Genomic DNA, 16215 nt, shown 5'->3' with positions numbered 1-16215 from the left:
GGCTGGGGCCGAGAGTAGATGTTTGTTCGGCGGAGTTGGCATATTTCCGCCAGGTGTCGCGCACACGTCGAGCAGGCCTCCGCGGCTCCGAACATGAGCCATCCTCACCCTGCGTCACCTGCGGCTCTGCCCTCTGGTCAGCATTCCTACCGGTCGGTAATCTTGCGCCCGCGACGCCCGTCCGAACGTTCGGCGGCGCCGATGGCGTTCTCCCGTCACCCCCGAGAGAGAGACGAGTACGAACATGACCGAGCAGAGCAGCCCCCGCGTCGCGGTGGTCACCGGAGCCGCGCGCGGGATCGGCGCGGCCACGGCCGAGCGCCTGGCCGCCGACGGCTACGCGGTCGCGGTGGTGGACCTGACCGAGGAGGCCGGGAAGGAGACCGCCGAGCGGATCACCGCGGCCGGCGGCCGGGCCCTCGCGGTCGGCGCGGACGTCTCGGACGCGGCCCAGGTGGCGGCCGCCGTGGAGCGGATCGCGACCGAGCTCGGCGCCCCGGTGGTGCTGGTCAACAACGCCGGCGTGCTGCGCGACAACCTGCTCTTCAAGATGTCCGAGTCGGACTGGGACACCGTCATGGACGTGCACCTCAAGGGCGCCTTCCTGATGTCCCGGGCCTGCCAGAAGCACATGGTGGACGCCGGCTTCGGGCGGATCGTCAACCTCTCCTCCTCCTCCGCCCAGGGCAACCGCGGCCAGGCGAACTACTCCGCCGCCAAGGCCGGCATGCAGGGCTTCACCAAGACCCTGGCGATCGAGCTCGGCAAGTTCGGCATCACCGCCAACGCGGTCGCGCCCGGCTTCATCGCCACCGAGATGACCGCCGCCACCGCGGCCCGGGTCGGCATGGAGTTCGAGGCCTTCAAGGCGGCCGCCGCCACCCAGATCCCGGTCGCCCGGGTCGGCCTGCCGGAGGACGTCGCCAACACCATCTCCTTCCTCGCCGCCGAGGCGGCCGGCTTCGTCTCCGGCCAGGTCATCTACGTGGCGGGCGGCCCGCTGGACTGACGCGCCGTCCGCTCGCGGGGCGGGGACGGCGGGGGCAGACTCGGGGCACGGGTGCCGCTGCGCACCCTCCGAGGACCCTGGAGGCAGCACGATGATGAACCCCGCGGACGACGCCGACTCCATGCCCACGCCCGACCGGCTGCTGCACACCGGCGCCGAGCACCCGGTCGACCCCGAGGACCTGGTGATGGCCTCGGGCCGGACCCCCACCCCCGCGCTGATCGAGCGCGCCCGGCGCCAACTGGAGCTGGAGGGGGCGGCCGCGGTAGAGCGGCTCACCCCCTGACCGCTCCTTACATACTGTAGGAGCACACACCCCTCGGGCCCCGCACACGGTGCGGGGCCCGAGGGGTTCGCGGGTACGGCCGCGCCGTGAAATCGAGACCGAAACGAGTGACCACGGGCGGGGAGCGGCTGCTAAGTTCCTCTGCAACTGATGTCCGAACAAGTCCGCCGGCCCGCGCCGGGGGCCTCCGTTCGGGCCCGGTGACGCGGCCGTTTCTGTGGGACCCCCACCCTGCGGAAGCGGCCGCCCCGTCCCGGAGCTGACGTAATGTCCGCTTCTGTCCGGGTACTGTCTGGGGGTGCCCACCGCCACCCGACGCCCCGTCAGACCCCCGTTCCCGATGAGCCCGGGCCATCGGGCGCTCACCGTACTGGTCGGGCTGGCCTACCTGCTGATCGTGCTGGCGGTGCTGTTCGACACCTCGCTGGTGCACCTGGACTGGTGGCTCAAACAGCTGCGCCCGTACAAGCGCTGGCCGCAGGTGCTGGACTTCCTCGACCTCTGGGTGGTGGTCGGCCAGCGCGGCCCGTCCGCCATCGCGGCCTGCCTCTGGCTGGGCTGGCGGTGCGTCCGGCAGCGCACCGTGCGGCCGCTGCTGGTGATGGCGGGAGCCCTGCTGCTGCTCAACGTCACGGTGGGCAGCGTGAAGATCCTCACCGGCCGGCTCGGCCCGCACTACGCGCACTACCTCAACGACCCCGAGCTCTTCCTCGGCGGCACCATCTTCCCCTCCGGGCACACCGCCAACTCGGTGGTCACCTGGGGCGTGCTGGCCTACCTGGCGGTGCGCTGGCAGCGGACCGGGGTGGTGCTGGTCTCGCTGGTCGCCGCCTCGGTCGGCCTGACCACCGTCTACCTGGGCACCCACTGGTTCTCCGACGTGCTCGCCGGGTGGGCCGCGGGCGCCCTGGTGCTGCTCGCCCTGCCGACCGGCGAGCCGCTGGTCACCGCCGTCGACCGCCGGATCACCGACCTCTGGCGGGCCGCCCCGGTCCGCCCCTCCCCCGCTCCGGTCAGCCCTGCCAGCAGCGCTCCACCCGGCCGTCCCGCAGCTGGAGATTGAGCCGGTCCTCCCGGTACTCCAGGGTGACCAGCGCCCCAGGCGCCAGCACCCGGACCGTCCGCCAGCCCCGCTCGGCGGCCAGCCGCTCGGCCTGCTCCCCGGTCAGCCCGAGGTACTCGTCCTCGTCCATCGCCGTTACCCCTCTCCCCTCGTGGGTACATGCCGATCGTAGGCCTTGGAGGTGGTGCGGCGATGCGACCGGCCAAGACCCCGCGCGACTGGCGCAGCGGCAGCGAACCGATGACCGCACGGAGCGACCTCAAGCTCCGCTTCCTGCTCTCCGTCCTCTTCACCCCGCTCTACGCCCTGATGACGGCGGGCTTCGCCCTCTGGTCGGCGGTGAACGGCCCGGGCGACGTGCCGAGCCAGGCCAGCCTGCGCACCTTCGCGATCGTCTGCGGCGTCCTGACCCTGCTCGCGGCGGTGGACCTGGCGGTCGTGGTCCGCCGCCGCCGGACGGAGCGGTAGGACCCCTCGGGGCGGCAACCCGGAACGGGACGGACCGGTGATCGTTGGTCCGGGGGCGACGGCCGTGCTCGACGGCCGCCGCGGCGGAGGCGGGCCGGAGGTCGGTGCGCCGGATCACTTGGAGAACCATGAGCGGCAACGGCAGCGCACCCCGGCCCACCATCCTGATCGCCTCACCCGCCCCGGCCCGGCGGGAGGACCTGGCGGAGGCCCTGCGCTCCCGCTACGGGGCCCGGTACCGGGTCCGGACGGTGGCGGGCCTGGCCGAGGCCCTGTCGCTGACGGCCGAGACGGCCGACGGCACCGGACCGGCCCTGGTGATCGCCGAGGAGAGCCTGACCGACGCGCACGGGGCCGAACTCCTGGACGCGGTGGCCGCGTTGAGCCCGGCCACCAAGGGGCTGCTGCTCACCGACCGGGAGACCGGGACCGCGGTCCGCTCGCTGGCACTGCCCGCCTCCTCGGACCTCTGGGCGGACGGGCTCCTGCCGCTGGTGGACGAGTTGCTGCTGGAGTGGAAGCTGAGCCGGCGCCGGGGGCCGTCCGGCGCGGTGACCGTGATCGGCTCGCCGTTCTCGGCCGGGGCGTACCGGGTACGGGACTTCCTGGCCCGCAACGCGGTCCCGTTCTCCACCGAGGACGCGCCCGAGGACGAGCCGGTGGTGACGGTCCTGCCGGACGGACGGCGGCTGACGGACCCCGGGCTCAGCCGGCTGGCGCTGGAGCTCGGGCTGACCAGGCCCGCCAGCCGGACGGCCTACGACCTGGTGGTGGTCGGCGGCGGCCCCGCCGGGCTGGCCGGTGCGGTCTACGGGGCGTGCGAGAACCTGAGTGTCCTGCTGGTCGAGGACGACGCCCCCGGCGGCCAGGCCGGGTCGACCTCCCGGATCGAGAACTACCTCGGCTTCCCGGCCGGTCTGACGGGCAGTGAGCTGGCGCAGCGGGCCCTCACCCAGGCCCGCCGGATGGGCGTGGAGTGGGTCTCCACCCGGATCGCCACCCGGCTGGAGCCCGTCCCCGGCGGGCACCTGGTGCACCTCGACGACGGCTCGCGGATCAGCGGCCGGGCCGTCCTGGTGACCACCGGCATGCAGTGGCGGACCCTGCCGGTGCCCGGCGTCGAGCGCCTCACCGGGGCCGGGATCTACTTCGGCTCCTGCCTCAGCGAGGCCAAGGCCTCGGCGGGGCAGCACGTCTACATGGTCGGCGCCGGGAACTCGGCGGGCCAGGCCGCCCTGCACTTCGCCGAGCACGCCGACTCCGTCACCCTGCTGGTCCGGGAGGCGTCGGCCCGCCCGCAGGCCATGTCGGCCTACCTGCTCGACCGGATCGAGGCCGACGACCGGGTCGAACTGCGCTGCGGCACCGAGGTGGTGGAGGCCCTGGGCGACACCCGCCTGACCGGCCTGCGGCTGCGCGACAACCGCACCGGCGAGGTCGAGGAGGTGCCCGCCGCACTGCTGCACGTGCTGATCGGCTCCGTCCCGGCCAGTGCCTGGCTGGCCGACGTCTGCGCCCGGGACTCCGGCGGGTTCCTGCTCACCGGCCCGGACGTCCGGCAGGCGGCCCGCGAGGACGCGGGCCGCCTGCCGCTGCCGTGGGCCGAGCAGCGTGACCCCTATCTGATGGAGACCAGCCTCCCCGGTGTCTTCGCGGCCGGGGACGTGCGGTCCGGTTCGGTGAAGCGGGTCGGCTCCGCCGTCGGCGAGGGCGCCGTCGCCCTGCAGGCGGCCCTCACCCACCTGCGCACCACCGCGCCCGCGACCACCGTCGACGCCACCGACACCGTCCCGGCCAGCCGGGCGGCAGGGCCGCAGGGCGCTCCGACGCCCGCCGGCTGAGGGAGCGCCGGCCCCGGCGGGCCTGCCGTCAGTACACGTCCCGGGCGTAGCGGCCGTCGGCGGCGAGCTGCTTGAGGTGCACCTGGGCCTCGTCCTCGGTCAGGCCGCCGTGGGTGACGGCGATCTCCCGCAGGGTGCGGTCCACGTCCTTGGCCATCCGGGTGGCGTCGCCGCAGACGTAGAGGTGGGCGCCGTCCTGGAGCCAGCGCCAGAGCTGGGCGCCGTGCTCGCGCATCCGGTCCTGGACGTAGACCTTGGCGCGCTGGTCGCGGGAGAAGGCGAGGTCCAGCCGGGAGAGGGTGCCGGAGCGGTAGAGCTCGTCCAGCTCGTCCCGGTAGTAGAAGTCGGCGGCCCGGCGCTGCTCGCCGAAGAACAGCCAGTTGGAGCCCAGGTGGCCGAGGGCGCGGCGGTGCTCCAGGAAGCCGAGGAAGGGGGCCACCCCGGTGCCGGGGCCGATCATCACGGTCTTGGCCGAGGGGTCGGCCGGCGGGCGGAAGTGCGGGGCGCGCTGGACGAAGACCGGGACGGGCTGCTCCGGTGCGGCGTCGGCCAGGAAGGTGGAGGCCACGCCCTTGCGCCGGCGGCCGCGCGGGCCCTCGTAGCGGAGCACCGAGACGGTGATGCTCGGCCGGCGCGGGTCGGTGAGCGGGCTGGAGGAGATGGAGTAGAGGCGGGGCTGGAGCCGGCGCAGCGCCTCGGCCCACTCCTGGGCGCTCAGCTTGAACGGGTGCTCGGCCAGCAGGTCCACCGCCTGGCGGCCCCAGCTCCACTGGGCCAGGCCGTCCTTGTTGTCCGGGCGGAGCAGGGCGCGCAGTTCGCGGTCCCTGGTCCGCTCGGCGGCCAGCCGGAGCAGGTCGGGGGTGAGCCGGGTGATGTCCAGGTGGCGGGTGAGCGCCTCGGCGAAGGGGAGCTCACCGGCCCCCTCCACCGTGACGGCGGTGTCGGGGTGGTGGCCGGTGAGGGTGAGCCACTCCTCCACCAGGGCGGGGCAGTTGGCAGGGCGGACGCCGAGCGCGTCGCCGGCCTCGTACGCGGGGCCGTCCTCGCCGAGGTCGAAGGTGAAGCGGCGGATCTCCTTGGCGGCGCCGGGCAGGCTGAGCAGCCGGTTGCCGACCAGCCGGGCGGGGTGCTCCTCGCGCCTCGCGGTCCTCGGTGCGGCGGGGCGGGCGTCGGCCAGCGCCTCCGCGGCCCGGGCCGACCAGTCGGCGGCCCGGGCCTCCTGGCCCGGCTCGCACTCCGTCCGGGGCAGCACCCGCTCGGCGCCCAGCTCGGCCAGGCGTTCGTCCAGGCGGCGGCCGTGGGCGCAGAAGTCGGCGTAACTGGGGTCGCCGAAGGCCAGCACGGCGTAGCGGGTGCCCTCCAGGCGGGGCGCGTCCTCGGCGCCGAGCCACTGCCAGAAGGCCGCGCCGTTGTCCGGGGCCTCGCCGTCGCCGAAGGTGCTGGTGACCACCAACAGGTCGGCGCCACCGGCGAGTTCGGCGGGCGTGCAGTCGGCCATGGCGAGCATCCGGGCGGGCCGGCCGGCCGCGGTGAGCCGGGCGGTGACGGTGGCGGCGGCCTCCTCGGCGGTGCCGGTCTGGGAGGCCCAGAGCACCAGCACCTGCCCGCGCTCGGCGGTCGGCGCGGTGCGCGAGTACATCCCGGCCAGCAGCCCGTCCACCCAGCGGGCGGTGGCGGGGGCGAGCGGCGCCTGCGCGGGCAGCACCGGCACCCCGCTCTCCGGCGGGGCGGCGGTGATCCCGGCCAGGTACCCGGCGAGGTAGCTGCGCTCCTCCTCCGCCAGCACCGGCGGGGTCAGCTCGCCCAGCCCCAGGGCCGCCGCCAACAGCGGTACGGTGACCGGGAGTTCGGCGGGAAGGTCGAGCACCGGGGAGGCCGCGGCCGCGACCTTGGTGAGCCGCACCGCACAGGCCTTGAACTCGGGCTGGAAGGAGACCGGGTCGACGGCGTCGTTGGTGACGGCGTTGACGCTCAGGTACTCGCCGAACAGGTCGTTCCAGTGGAAGGGCGCGAAGCAGGTGCCGGGCAGCACCCGGTCGGTGACCCGGGCCGGCAGCACCGCACGGCCGCGGCGGGAGGCCACCTCCACCTGGTCGCCCTCGGCGATGCCCAGCTCGGCGGCGTCCTCGGGGTGCACCTGGACGAAGGAGCCCGGGTCGAGCTTGGTGAGCTTGGCCACCTTGCCGGTCTTGGTGAGGGTGTGCCACTGGTGCTGGACCCGGCCGGTGGTGAGGGTGAACGGGTGCTCCGCGTCCGGGAGTTCGGCGGGCGGCAGGTGCGGCCGGGCGAAGAACCTGGCCCGGCCGGACGGGGTGGCGAAGGCCAGCGCGGGGCGGCTGCCGTCGGGGCGCTCCAGCAGGGCCTGGCTGACGCCGTCGTTGCGGTAGCGAATCGGGTTGCGCTCCGGGCCGCCGGGCGCGGCGGGCCACTGCACGGGGGTGCGGCGCAGCCGGTCGTAGCCGGCGCCGCGCAGGTCCCAGCCGGTGGCCGGGTTCCAGAACCGCTGGATCTCCTGGTAGACCTCCTCCGCGCTCGCGTACGTGAAGCCCTCGGCGTAGCCCATCTCGCGGGCCACCTCGGCGATCAGCTTCCAGTCGGGGAGCGCCTGCCCGGGCGCGTCCAGCACGCCGGGGATCAGGGTCAGGCAGCGCTCGGAGTTGACCTGCACGCCGTCGGACTCGGCCCACAGGGTGGCGGGGAGGGTGAGGTCGGCGTACGCGTTGGTCTCGGTCTCGGCGAACACGTCCTGGGTGACGACCAGTTCGGCCGCCTCCAGGCCGCGGATCACGGTGGCCCGGTTGGCCACCGAGGCCACCGGGTTGGTGCAGATGACCCAGCAGGCCTTGATCGCGCCCTCGGCCATCCGCTCGAACATCTCGACGGTGCCCTTGCCGACCTCGGTGCGCAGGCTGCCCTCGGGGATCCCCCAGACCCGCTCGGTGAACTCCCGCTCCTCGGCCACCAGGACGGAGCGCTGACCGGGCAGGCCGGGGCCCATGTAGCCCATCTCCCGGCCGCCCATCGCGTTCGGCTGCCCGGTGAGCGAGAACGGGCCGCTGCCGGGGCGGCAGATCGCGCCGGTGGCCAGGTGCAGGTTGACCAGGGCGTTGGTGTTCCAGGTGCCGTGGGTGGACTGGTTGAGGCCCATCGTCCAGCAGCTGGTCCACTCGCCCGCCGTGCCGATCCACTCGGCGGCGGTGCGCAGGTCGGCCTCGGGTATCCCGGTGATCGCGGAGACCGCGGCGGGGGTGTAGTCGGCGAGGAACTCCGGCAGCTCCTCCCAGCCCTCGGTGTGCCCGTCGATGAAGGCCGGGTCGGTGTGGCCGTTCTCGACCAGCAGGTGGAGCAGGCCGTTCAGCAGGGCCAGGTCGGTGCCGGGGCGGACCTGGAGGAAGAGCCCGGCCTTGTCGGCGGTCGGGGTGCGGCGCGGGTCCACCACGATCAGCTTCGCGCCGGCCTTGACCCGCTCCATCATCCGCAGGAAGAGGATCGGGTGGCAGTCGGCCATGTTGGAGCCGATCACCAGGAAGAGGTCGGCCCGGTCCAGGTCCTCGTAGGAGCCGGGCGGTCCGTCGGCGCCGAGCGAGAGCTTGTAGCCGCTGCCCGCGCTGGCCATGCAGAGCCGGGAGTTGGACTCGATGTTGTTGGTCCGCCAGTAGCCCTTGGCCAGCTTGTTGGCCAGGTACTGGGCCTCCATGGACATCTGGCCGGAGACGTAGAGGGAGAGCGCGTCGGGGCCGTGCTCGTCCAGCACGGCGCGCAGCCGCCGCGCGGTCTCGGCGATCGCGGCGTCCACGTCCATCGGGGCGGGCGGGGCGCCCCGTTCGGCCCGGACCAGCGCGGTGGAGAGCCGGCCGGGGGCGGCGAGCAGCTCGGCGTGGGTGGCGCCCTTGGTGCAGAGCCGCCCGGCGTTGGCCGGGTGCTCCCCGTCGCCGGTGACCCTGGCGGCCGTGATCCGCCCGTCCGGCCCGGTGGCCAGGTCGAGCACGATGCCGCAGCCGACCCCGCAGTACGAGCAGGCGGTCCGTACCTGTGTCACGCTGCGTTCCTTCCTCCGGCGGTACCTGGCGCTCCACCGTAGGAAGCCCCTGTTGCGATCAGATGACGAGGGCCCGGTCCGCCGCGTTACACCCGGCGCACCTGACGGTGCCTCAGCTGTGAGCGCCGCAGCTCAGGGGTGGTCGTCGGGCCCGTCATCATGCGCGTCACGAACCCTCTGACTGACCTACCGCCCCTCTGGTTGCCCCTACTCGTGCGTAACTGACGGAGAATCCGACCCCACGTGTCACACCGGACCCGGCCGGGGTTTGAGAATCCCGAACACGCGTGCCACTCTCTAATGGCTAGAGAGCAGCACACCCGTTAGATTCTCAACGTCACCATGTGCCGTGGGGGGCATACGTGGATTTCACGGTCCGTCAGCTGAAGACCTTCTGGGACGTCGCCAACACCGGGAGCCTGACCAGGAGCTCGAAGAACCTCGGCTGTTCCCAGTCCAGCGTCACCACACACATCCAGTCCCTGGAGAGCCGGCTGGGGGCCCAGCTCTTCCACCGCCTGCCGCACGGGGTCCGCCTCACCCCCGCCGGCGAGACCACCCGCGACTACGTCGGCCGGATCTTCTCCGTCCTCGACGAGCTCAACACCGCCATGAAGATCGGCGGCGGGGCCACCGGCCGGGTGGTGGTCGGCTCCACCACGCTCCTGATGGAGTACGAGATGGGCGAGCTGGTGCGGCAGTGCCGCTTCCGCCACCCCGAGGTCACGATCGCGCCCAAGGTGCTCACCGCCACCGAGGTGGAGAGCGCCGTCGCCCAGGGCGAGGTCGACGTCGCCCTCACCCTGACCGCCGACCCCGACGACGAGGCCCCCGGCCTGCCCGGGGTCAGCCGCCAGTCCCTGTTCCGCGTCCCGATGGTGCCGGTCGGCGAGCCACAGCCGAACGGCACCACCACCCCGCCCACCACCGACTCCATCGGACGGGTCCTGGTGGTCGACCCGGACTGCGCCTCCCAGGAGGCGCTGGTCCACCACCTGCGCCGGGAGCACGGCATCGACCCGGCCGTGCTGGAGACCGGCTCCACCCGGGGCGCCCTCAGCATGGCCCAGGCCGGACTGGGCGTCGCCATGGTCCCGGAGAGCGCCGTCAGCGGCGCCGGCCTGGCCGGCCAGGGACTCTCGGTCCTGCCCTGGCTCCCCCGGACCGAGACCTACGCACAGGCCCTCTGGTCGGCGGGCACCCGGCTCTCCCCCGCCGTCTCGGCCTTCCTCGACCTCGTCCGGCAGGCCCCGGGAGCCACCGCCCGGCAGGCCGTCCGGGCCTGACGGGGACTCCCCCCTCCGGCCGGGCCCGGCCTTCGAGGTGCCTTCGACCGCCACTCGAAGGCACCTCGAAAGCGCCTCGACGACACCTCGCACCCGGCTGCGGACGGTCCGGGAGGCAGCCCCTGACGGACTATCATCCCTCCATGCCCGCTGCCGAGTTGATCCGCATCGTCTCCCGTTCCTCACCGATGGCCCTCGCCCAGGTCGAGCGGGTGCAGGCCGAACTGGCCGCCCTCCACCCGGCCCTGCGCACCGAGGTGGTGCCCGTCACCACCTCGGGCGACCGCTGGATGGGCGACCTCGCCAAGCTCGGCGGCAAGGGCGCCTTCACCAAGGAGGTCGACGCCGCCCTGCTGGCCGGCGAGGCCGACCTCGCCGTGCACTGCCTCAAGGACGTCCCCGCCGACCGGCCGCTCCCGGCCGGGACGGTCTTCGCGGCCTACCTGCGCCGCGACGACATCCGCGACGCGGTCGTCCAGCCCGACGGCCTGACCCTGGACCAGCTCCCGCCCGGCGCCCGGATCGGCACCTCCTCCGTGCGCCGGGTGGCCCAGCTCGCCGCCACCCACCCCCACCTGGACTGCCGTCCGATCCGCGGCAACGCCAACAGCCGCCTCGCCAAGCTGGAGGCCGGCGAGTACGACGCCCTGCTGCTCGCCGTCTCCGGCCTGGAGCGGATCGGCGAGACGGCCCGGATCACCGAGGTGCTGCCCGTCGAGACCATGTGCCCGCCGATCGGGGCCGGGGTGCTGGCGCTCCAGTGCCGCGAGGACGACGAACGGACCATCGAGACCGTACGCGGCCTGGCCCACCACGACACCTGGCGCGAGGCCACGGCGGAGCGGATGTTCCTGCACGTCCTCCAGGGCCACTGCAACTCCCCCATCGCCGGCTACGCCAAGGCCGAACCGGACGGCCGCCTCTCCCTGCGCGGCCGGGTCTTCTCCCCCGACGGCAAGCAGATCCTCGACGCCCACGAGTGGGCCGGCTCCCTCACCCCCGAGGACCTCGGCACCGCCACCGCCCTCGCCCTCAAGCGCCAGGGCGCCTCCGACCTGATCGCGGCCATCCCGCACTGAGCTCCCTGACCTCCCGTCAGACCGGGAACGCCCCCTGGAACGCGAGCCGCTCCTCCGCGCCGTCCCCCAGCGCGGTGAGCAGCTCGTCCAGGGCCAGGTACTCCTCCCACCGCTCCCCGCCCGTCGCCGCCACGAGCCCAGCCACCAGCAGATCCTCCAACTCCGGCACCCGCTTGTTCTTCCACACCTTGTCGGCGGTGCTCACCAGCAGCTCCTCCAGCGTGGTGCCGGGGCGCGTCCAACTGGCGTGCGTCGCGGCGAAGCGGGCCAGCGCCGGAGCGGTGCCGTGCTCCAGCAGCAGTTCCCGGCCCGCTTCCTCGTGCAGCGACCCCGGCCCGGACAGCTCGGCGGGGTGCCTGGTCTTCCCGATGTCATGGGTGGCCGCCCCGAACAGCACCGCCTCCCGGTCCACTTCCAGCCCCGGGTACCGCTCCTCCATCCACATCACCAACCGGTACGCCACGTCGTGCACCGCCCGCAGGTGAGCGGCCAACCGGGGCGGGGCGTCGAGGGCGAGCAGCAACCCGGCCACCTCCTCCGGCAACGGCCGCAGCGGCGGCTCGGCGGGGGCGGTCAGGGCACGGGCCAGCAGCGGGGAGGTCATCCGCCCGACCCTACCCGGGCCGCCGCGTCGCGGGGACCTGACGGAATCACCGCCCTCACCGACCGTTCGCGCCCCCCTACGCCACCCGAGCCGCCCGAGCCACCCGAAGCCCGTAGTCGCGCAGCCGGACGGGAGCGGTACGGGCCTGGCCGGCCGCCCGGGCGGCGATCGCGTCCAGCACCTCCTGGGTGGGCGCGGGCCCGAAGAACCGCTCCGCCCCCTCCCGCCCCATCGCCTGGTGCTCCGTCACGTACCCGCGCAACTCCCGCTCGTAGGCGGCGAAGGCCGCGACGTGGTCACCCCCGGCCTCGGCCAGCTCGCCGGCCAGCACGTACGCGCCGATCAGCGCCTGCGAGGTGCCGCGCCCCGAGGTCGGACCGGCGCAGTACCCGGCGTCGCCGAGCAGCACCACCCGCCCCTTGGACCAGGTCTCCATCTCCACCTGGGCGTTGGCGTCGAAGAAGAAGTCCGCCGCCCGCTCCATCTCGCGCAGCAGGCGCGGGATCTCCCAGCCGTCGTCCGCGAACCGCTCGGCGATCAGCCGCTGCTGCCGGGCCCGGTCGTGGCGGTCCTCGCGCTCCAGCGGCCCTTCGGAGGCGAAGTGGAAGGCGGCGCGGGCCCCGGAGTCGGCCCGGGTGGTGAAGACGTTGGCCGCCCGGCCCGGCGCCGCGTAGAGGCGGCCGGTGTTCTCCAGCCCGAGGTAGTTGTCCAGGCCGAAGACGGCGGTGTGGATGCCGAGGTGGCGCACGTACCGCTCCTCCGGCCCGAAGACCAGCGCCCTGGTCCGCGAGTGCAGGCCGTCGGCGCCGACCACCAGGTCGAAGCGGCGCGGGGCACCGCGCTCGAAGGTGACCTCGACCCCGTCCGCGTCCTCGGTCAGCCCGGTGACCGAGTCGCCGAAGACGTACTCCACCCCGTCCCGGGTGACCTCGTACAGCATCCGGGTCAAGTCGCCCTTCAGCACCTCCAGTTCACCGGCGAAGACCACGGACGGCAGGGTCGCGTACGCCCGCCCGTCGCCGTCCACCAGCAGTGCGTCGCCCATCTCGGTGTCCTGCTCGGCGATCCGCTCCAGCAGGCCCATCCGGTCCAGCACGTCCAGCGCCTCGCCCCGGAAGTCCACCGCGTAGCCGCCCTCGCGCAGCGCCGGCGCGCGCTCCACCACGGTCGGGACGAAGCCGTGGCGGCGCAGCCAGTAGGCGAGCGCCGGTCCGGCGACGCCGGCGCCGGAGATCAGCACGGTGCGGGCGGGGGTGGTGGCGGTGGCGTTCATCTCTGCTCCCTCGTTCGTTCCTTCGGTGCGTACAACGTAATCACCGACAAGTACGCCTGTGAACAGCAGAGTTGATCCACCCTTCCTAGTGCACTAGGTTCAGCGCACTAGTACACCGAGGAGTGCACCACCATGACCGTGGACCCGCCCTACGTCCGGATCGCCGCCGAGCTGCGGGACCGCATCCGCAGCGGCGAGCTGCGCCCGGGCGACCGCGTCCCCTCCACCCGTGCCATCACCCAGCGCTGGGGCGTCGCCATGGCGACCGCGACCAAGGTGCTCTCCACCCTCCAACACGAGGGCCTGGTCCGCGCGGTGCCCGGCGTCGGCACCGTGGTCCGCGCGGCGCCCCGGCCGGCCCGCACCGCCCGCCGTCCCGAGGCCCCGTCCGACGCCCCGTCAGCCGAGGCGGCGGCCGAGGCGGCGGCCGGCGCCCGTCTCGTCCGGGCCGGGATCGCCATCGCCGACGCGGAGGGCGCGGCCGCCCTGACCATGCGACGGCTCGCGGCCGAGCTGGGCACCTCCGCCATGTCCCTCTACCGGCACGTCCGCAACCGCGACCAACTCCTCGCCCTGATGACCGACGCCGCCTTCGCCGAGGCCACCCTCCCCACCCCCGACCCGTCCGCCGACTGGCGGACGCGCCTGGAGTCCGCGGCCCGCGCACAGTGGGACCTCTACCACCGACACCCGTGGCTGGCAGCCACCTTGAACCTCGCCCGCCCGCTGCTCGCCCCCCACGGCATGCGGCAGATCGAGTACCTGCTCGCCACCCTGGACGGTCTCGGCCTCGACGCCGACACCCGGATGCACGCCGCCGTCTCGCTCTTCGGCCACGTCCGCGGCTGCGCCGTCGACCTCGCCGCCGAGCAGGAGGCCGACCGCACCAGCGGCGTCACCGGCGAGCAGTGGATGCAGGTCCAGGAGGCCCGGATGGCCACCCTGCTCACCGACGGCACCTTCCCCGCCTTCACCGCCGCCCGCACCGCCCCCGGCGGCCTCGCCCTCTCCCCCGACTCCCTCTTCACCTTCGGCCTGGCCCGCCACCTCGACGGCCTGGCCGCCCTGGTCGCCGCGGCTCAGGCCCGGTCCAACGCGTCCAAGTAGCCGGGTTCCAAGGACTCCAACGACTCCGACGCCCCTTGCTCCGCCCACTCCGCCACGCTCCGGAACGGCACCCCACCGCCGATCCCCAGCAGGGCGACCCGGTTCTCCGTGAAGAACTGCCCGCCCCGCTCGAAGCAGCGCAGCAACGGCTCGAAGGGGTCCTCGTCCGGCGCCCCCAGCGCCCGCCACCGCCCCAACTCCGCCCAACGGACCGCGTTCCGGCAGAACCTCGCCGTCATCGGGCCGAGCGCGTTCTCCTCCACGATCCGCTCCAGCCGCGCCGCGTGCCCCTCGGCCACCCGCACCGACGGGTCGAGACACTCCACCGGGTCGAGCCCCGGCCACGGCCGCTCGGCCCCGTGGGCGAGCCCCCAACTCCCCATCCGCCGCAGGTACTCCGCGAACAGCTCGGCCCGCGAGCCCTCGTGCCGGGTCGCAGCCTCGTCGTCGTTCCACCGGATCGCCGCCAGGCGGTCGAGCAGCCTCGTCACCCTGTCGGGCCCCGCGTAGTCGGCCGGCTTCCGCTTGGGGATCATCATCGTCCACAGGTCCACCCAGTGCCCCTCGGTGGCGAGCCCACCACCCAGCTCGAAGCAGCGGATCAGCGGCTCGTACGGATCCTCCAACGGCGGCCGCGGGACGGTCGACACCTCGGTCAGCACCGCCCACCGGACCGCCGCCCGGGACATCTCGCTCGCGTTGAACAGCCCGACGTTGTCGTAGAGGTAGGCCTCGAACGGCTCCGCGATCTCCGCCGGGACCGCCACCGTGGGATCGACCGACTCCGCGAGGTCGACGAACGGCCAGCCCTCCGTCCCGCCGCACCACTCCACCCAGTTCGCGGCCCGCCGGAAGTACTCCAGCAGCAGCACCGCCCGGGTGTCCGCCTCCGCCAAGGCGCGCTTCTCGTCCCGCCAGTCGATCGCCATCAACCGCTGCACCACGGCGGCCGCCCGACTCACTGCCCGCTCCTCGCCAGCCCCCGCGGCGGAATCACCCGCACCTGCCCACCCCGCTCCGCGATCCACCGCTCCAACTCACTCCCGCCCAGCTCGACTTGCTCACCGTCCCGCACCAACACGGCCGGCCCGAACACCGTCCCCGTCAGCCCCTCCACGACGGTCGCCTCGTCCAGGACCACCTTGAACGAGTTGTCCTCGACCACCGCCCCCGAGAGATCCGCACCCCGCAGATCCGTCCGCAACAGCCCCGCCCCCAGCATCCGCGCCCCACGGAAACTCGCCCCCGACGCATCCACCCCGTACAGCGAAGCCCCCGTCAGATCCGCCCCGTCCAACCGGGCACCCCGCAGCACCGCCCCGTCCAACTCGGCCCGCACCAGGCACGCCCCGCTCAGGTCCGCCCCGGCGAAGTCCTCCTCCTCCAGCCACTCCCGGTAGAGGTCCGCTCCCCGGAGGTCCTTGCCCTCAGTCAAGGTGATCCCGCCAACTCCGCACCCGCACCCGGGTGGTGACGAAGTCGATCATCCCGTTCTCCATCGTGACCGCACCCCCGAGCTCCACCATCGCTACCAACGGCTCGTACGGATCCGGCAGCCCGTACCCCACCACGACGTCCTCCCCGAGTGACGCCCACCGCACCGCCGCCCGACAGATCTTCGCCCCGTTGCTCCCGTCCCCCACCCCCTCGACCACCCCCGCCAACCGCGCGGCCACCCCGGCCTCAACCTCCGCCCCGGAATCGACCGACCCCGCGAGGTCGCAGAACGGCCACCCGTCCGCCCCACCCACGGCCTCCGCCCAACGCGCCGCCCGCCGCAGGTACTCCCGCATCAACCGGGCCCGCTCCTCGGCATGCTCGAACGCCGGCTCCCACGCCACCCAGTCCACGGCCGCGAGCCGCTCCAGCATCACTGCCGCAGCCTCGACCCTCACAGCTGTCCGAACCTTTCGCCGCACCGTCACTCCGAAGCTACGGGCACTCCGTCGGCACCCAGGAAGAGGCAGTCGTAAACCTTCTGGAGGTAGAGGTGGGCGTGCAGCGCGTCCTCACTGCCGAACTCCACGTGGACCATGTCCGACGGCACCCACCTTCTTGTCTCGCGCTCACCCGGTGCCCATCCCTCATCGGAGTCGGCGGCCCGGACGACGCGGTCCACCGGCCCGTCCTGGTGGAGGGCCGGTGGACCGGCGAGGCACA

Annotated in this window: 16 protein-coding genes; 8 read left to right on the top strand and 8 right to left on the bottom strand. The window is 73.8% G+C overall.

Going from position 1 to position 16215, the window contains the following annotated elements; all coding sequences use genetic code 11:
• The first annotated feature begins 244 nt into the window (after window positions 1–244).
• From fabG to ACIA8O_RS20070, 3 genes are all read left to right on the top strand, one after another.
• Window positions 245–1009: a 3-oxoacyl-ACP reductase FabG gene (gene fabG / locus ACIA8O_RS20080; protein WP_396295243.1), complete on the top strand. Its 765-nt coding sequence runs from the start codon at window positions 245–247 to the stop codon at window positions 1007–1009.
• A 91-nt stretch (window positions 1010–1100) separates the two neighbouring features.
• Window positions 1101–1295 carry a hypothetical protein gene (locus tag ACIA8O_RS20075; protein ID WP_380149869.1) on the top strand — a complete coding sequence of 65 codons (195 nt, stop codon included), beginning with the start codon at window positions 1101–1103 and terminating at the stop codon, window positions 1293–1295.
• A 340-nt stretch (window positions 1296–1635) separates the two neighbouring features.
• Entirely contained in the window at window positions 1636–2358 is a 723-nt protein-coding gene (locus tag ACIA8O_RS20070) for a phosphatase PAP2 family protein (RefSeq protein ID WP_396295242.1), read from the top strand.
• Here ACIA8O_RS20070 and ACIA8O_RS20065 read toward each other — a convergent pair.
• Window positions 2309–2488 carry an I78 family peptidase inhibitor gene (locus ACIA8O_RS20065; protein ID WP_396295241.1) on the bottom strand — a complete coding sequence of 60 codons (180 nt, stop codon included), beginning with the start codon at window positions 2486–2488 and terminating at the stop codon, window positions 2309–2311. The two genes, ACIA8O_RS20070 and ACIA8O_RS20065, sit on opposite strands and share 50 nt — an antisense overlap.
• A gap of 62 nt (window positions 2489–2550) precedes the next feature.
• On the opposite strand from ACIA8O_RS20065, the gene ACIA8O_RS20060 reads away from it, so the two are divergent.
• Together ACIA8O_RS20060 and ACIA8O_RS20055 are read left to right on the top strand one after the other, a co-directional pair.
• Complete coding sequence (locus ACIA8O_RS20060; RefSeq protein ID WP_396295240.1) at window positions 2551–2826, top strand: DUF6343 family protein; 276 nt, start codon at window positions 2551–2553, stop codon at window positions 2824–2826.
• 128 nt (window positions 2827–2954) lie between these two features.
• Window positions 2955–4667, top strand: a complete 1713-nt coding sequence (locus ACIA8O_RS20055) for an FAD-dependent oxidoreductase (RefSeq protein ID WP_396295239.1) — start codon at window positions 2955–2957, stop codon at window positions 4665–4667.
• A gap of 28 nt (window positions 4668–4695) precedes the next feature.
• On the opposite strand, the gene ACIA8O_RS20050 is transcribed toward ACIA8O_RS20055, so the two are convergent.
• The gene (locus ACIA8O_RS20050) at window positions 4696–8706 is read right to left on the bottom strand and encodes a molybdopterin-dependent oxidoreductase (protein ID WP_396295238.1); all 4011 of its coding nucleotides are present in this window, start codon (window positions 8704–8706) and stop codon (window positions 4696–4698) included.
• A 362-nt stretch (window positions 8707–9068) separates the two neighbouring features.
• Between ACIA8O_RS20050 and ACIA8O_RS20045 the strand changes: the two genes are divergently transcribed.
• Together ACIA8O_RS20045 and hemC are read left to right on the top strand one after the other, a co-directional pair.
• Window positions 9069–9992 carry a LysR family transcriptional regulator gene (locus tag ACIA8O_RS20045; protein ID WP_396295237.1) on the top strand — a complete coding sequence of 308 codons (924 nt, stop codon included), beginning with the start codon at window positions 9069–9071 and terminating at the stop codon, window positions 9990–9992.
• Window positions 9993–10135: 143 nt separating this feature from the next.
• Entirely contained in the window at window positions 10136–11071 is a 936-nt protein-coding gene (gene hemC, locus ACIA8O_RS20040) for a hydroxymethylbilane synthase (protein WP_396295236.1), read from the top strand.
• 16 nt (window positions 11072–11087) lie between these two features.
• Here the strand turns inward: hemC and ACIA8O_RS20035 are convergent, their stop codons facing one another.
• Together ACIA8O_RS20035 and ACIA8O_RS20030 are read right to left on the bottom strand one after the other, a co-directional pair.
• Window positions 11088–11675 (bottom strand): HD domain-containing protein, encoded by a 588-nt coding sequence (locus ACIA8O_RS20035; RefSeq protein WP_396295235.1) that lies wholly within the window; start codon window positions 11673–11675, stop codon window positions 11088–11090.
• Between the two features lie 76 nt (window positions 11676–11751).
• On the bottom strand, window positions 11752–12948 hold the full coding sequence (locus ACIA8O_RS20030) for an FAD-dependent monooxygenase (protein ID WP_396295234.1): 1197 nt from the start codon (window positions 12946–12948) through the stop codon (window positions 11752–11754).
• A 132-nt stretch (window positions 12949–13080) separates the two neighbouring features.
• On the opposite strand from ACIA8O_RS20030, the gene ACIA8O_RS20025 reads away from it, so the two are divergent.
• Window positions 13081–14055, top strand: coding sequence for a TetR/AcrR family transcriptional regulator C-terminal domain-containing protein (locus ACIA8O_RS20025; protein WP_396295233.1), 975 nt, complete (start codon window positions 13081–13083; stop codon window positions 14053–14055).
• Here ACIA8O_RS20025 and ACIA8O_RS20020 read toward each other — a convergent pair.
• Genes ACIA8O_RS20020 through ACIA8O_RS20005 form a run of 4 tightly spaced genes read right to left on the bottom strand, consistent with a single transcriptional unit; the run spans window position 14028 to window position 16174 of the window.
• On the bottom strand, window positions 14028–15017 hold the full coding sequence (locus tag ACIA8O_RS20020) for a hypothetical protein (protein ID WP_396295232.1): 990 nt from the start codon (window positions 15015–15017) through the stop codon (window positions 14028–14030). The two genes, ACIA8O_RS20025 and ACIA8O_RS20020, sit on opposite strands and share 28 nt — an antisense overlap.
• Window positions 15014–15490, bottom strand: a complete 477-nt coding sequence (locus tag ACIA8O_RS20015; RefSeq protein ID WP_396295231.1) for a pentapeptide repeat-containing protein — start codon at window positions 15488–15490, stop codon at window positions 15014–15016. The genes ACIA8O_RS20020 and ACIA8O_RS20015 overlap by 4 nt, the downstream gene beginning before the upstream one ends.
• Window positions 15483–15950, bottom strand: a complete 468-nt coding sequence (locus ACIA8O_RS20010; RefSeq protein WP_396295230.1) for a hypothetical protein — start codon at window positions 15948–15950, stop codon at window positions 15483–15485. Before ACIA8O_RS20010 ends, ACIA8O_RS20015 begins: the two co-directional genes overlap by 8 nt.
• 26 nt (window positions 15951–15976) lie before the next feature.
• A complete protein-coding gene (locus ACIA8O_RS20005; RefSeq protein ID WP_396295229.1) occupies window positions 15977–16174 on the bottom strand; it encodes a hypothetical protein in 198 nt (65 codons plus the stop codon).
• Window positions 16175–16215: the final 41 nt, after the last annotated feature.

This window comes from Kitasatospora sp. NPDC051853, from assembly GCF_044452665.1.
Taxonomy (GTDB): Bacteria; Actinomycetota; Actinomycetes; order Streptomycetales; family Streptomycetaceae; genus Kitasatospora.
The sequence above is the reverse complement of the archived record's forward strand: the minus strand, read 5'-3'. Positions and strand labels throughout refer to the sequence as shown.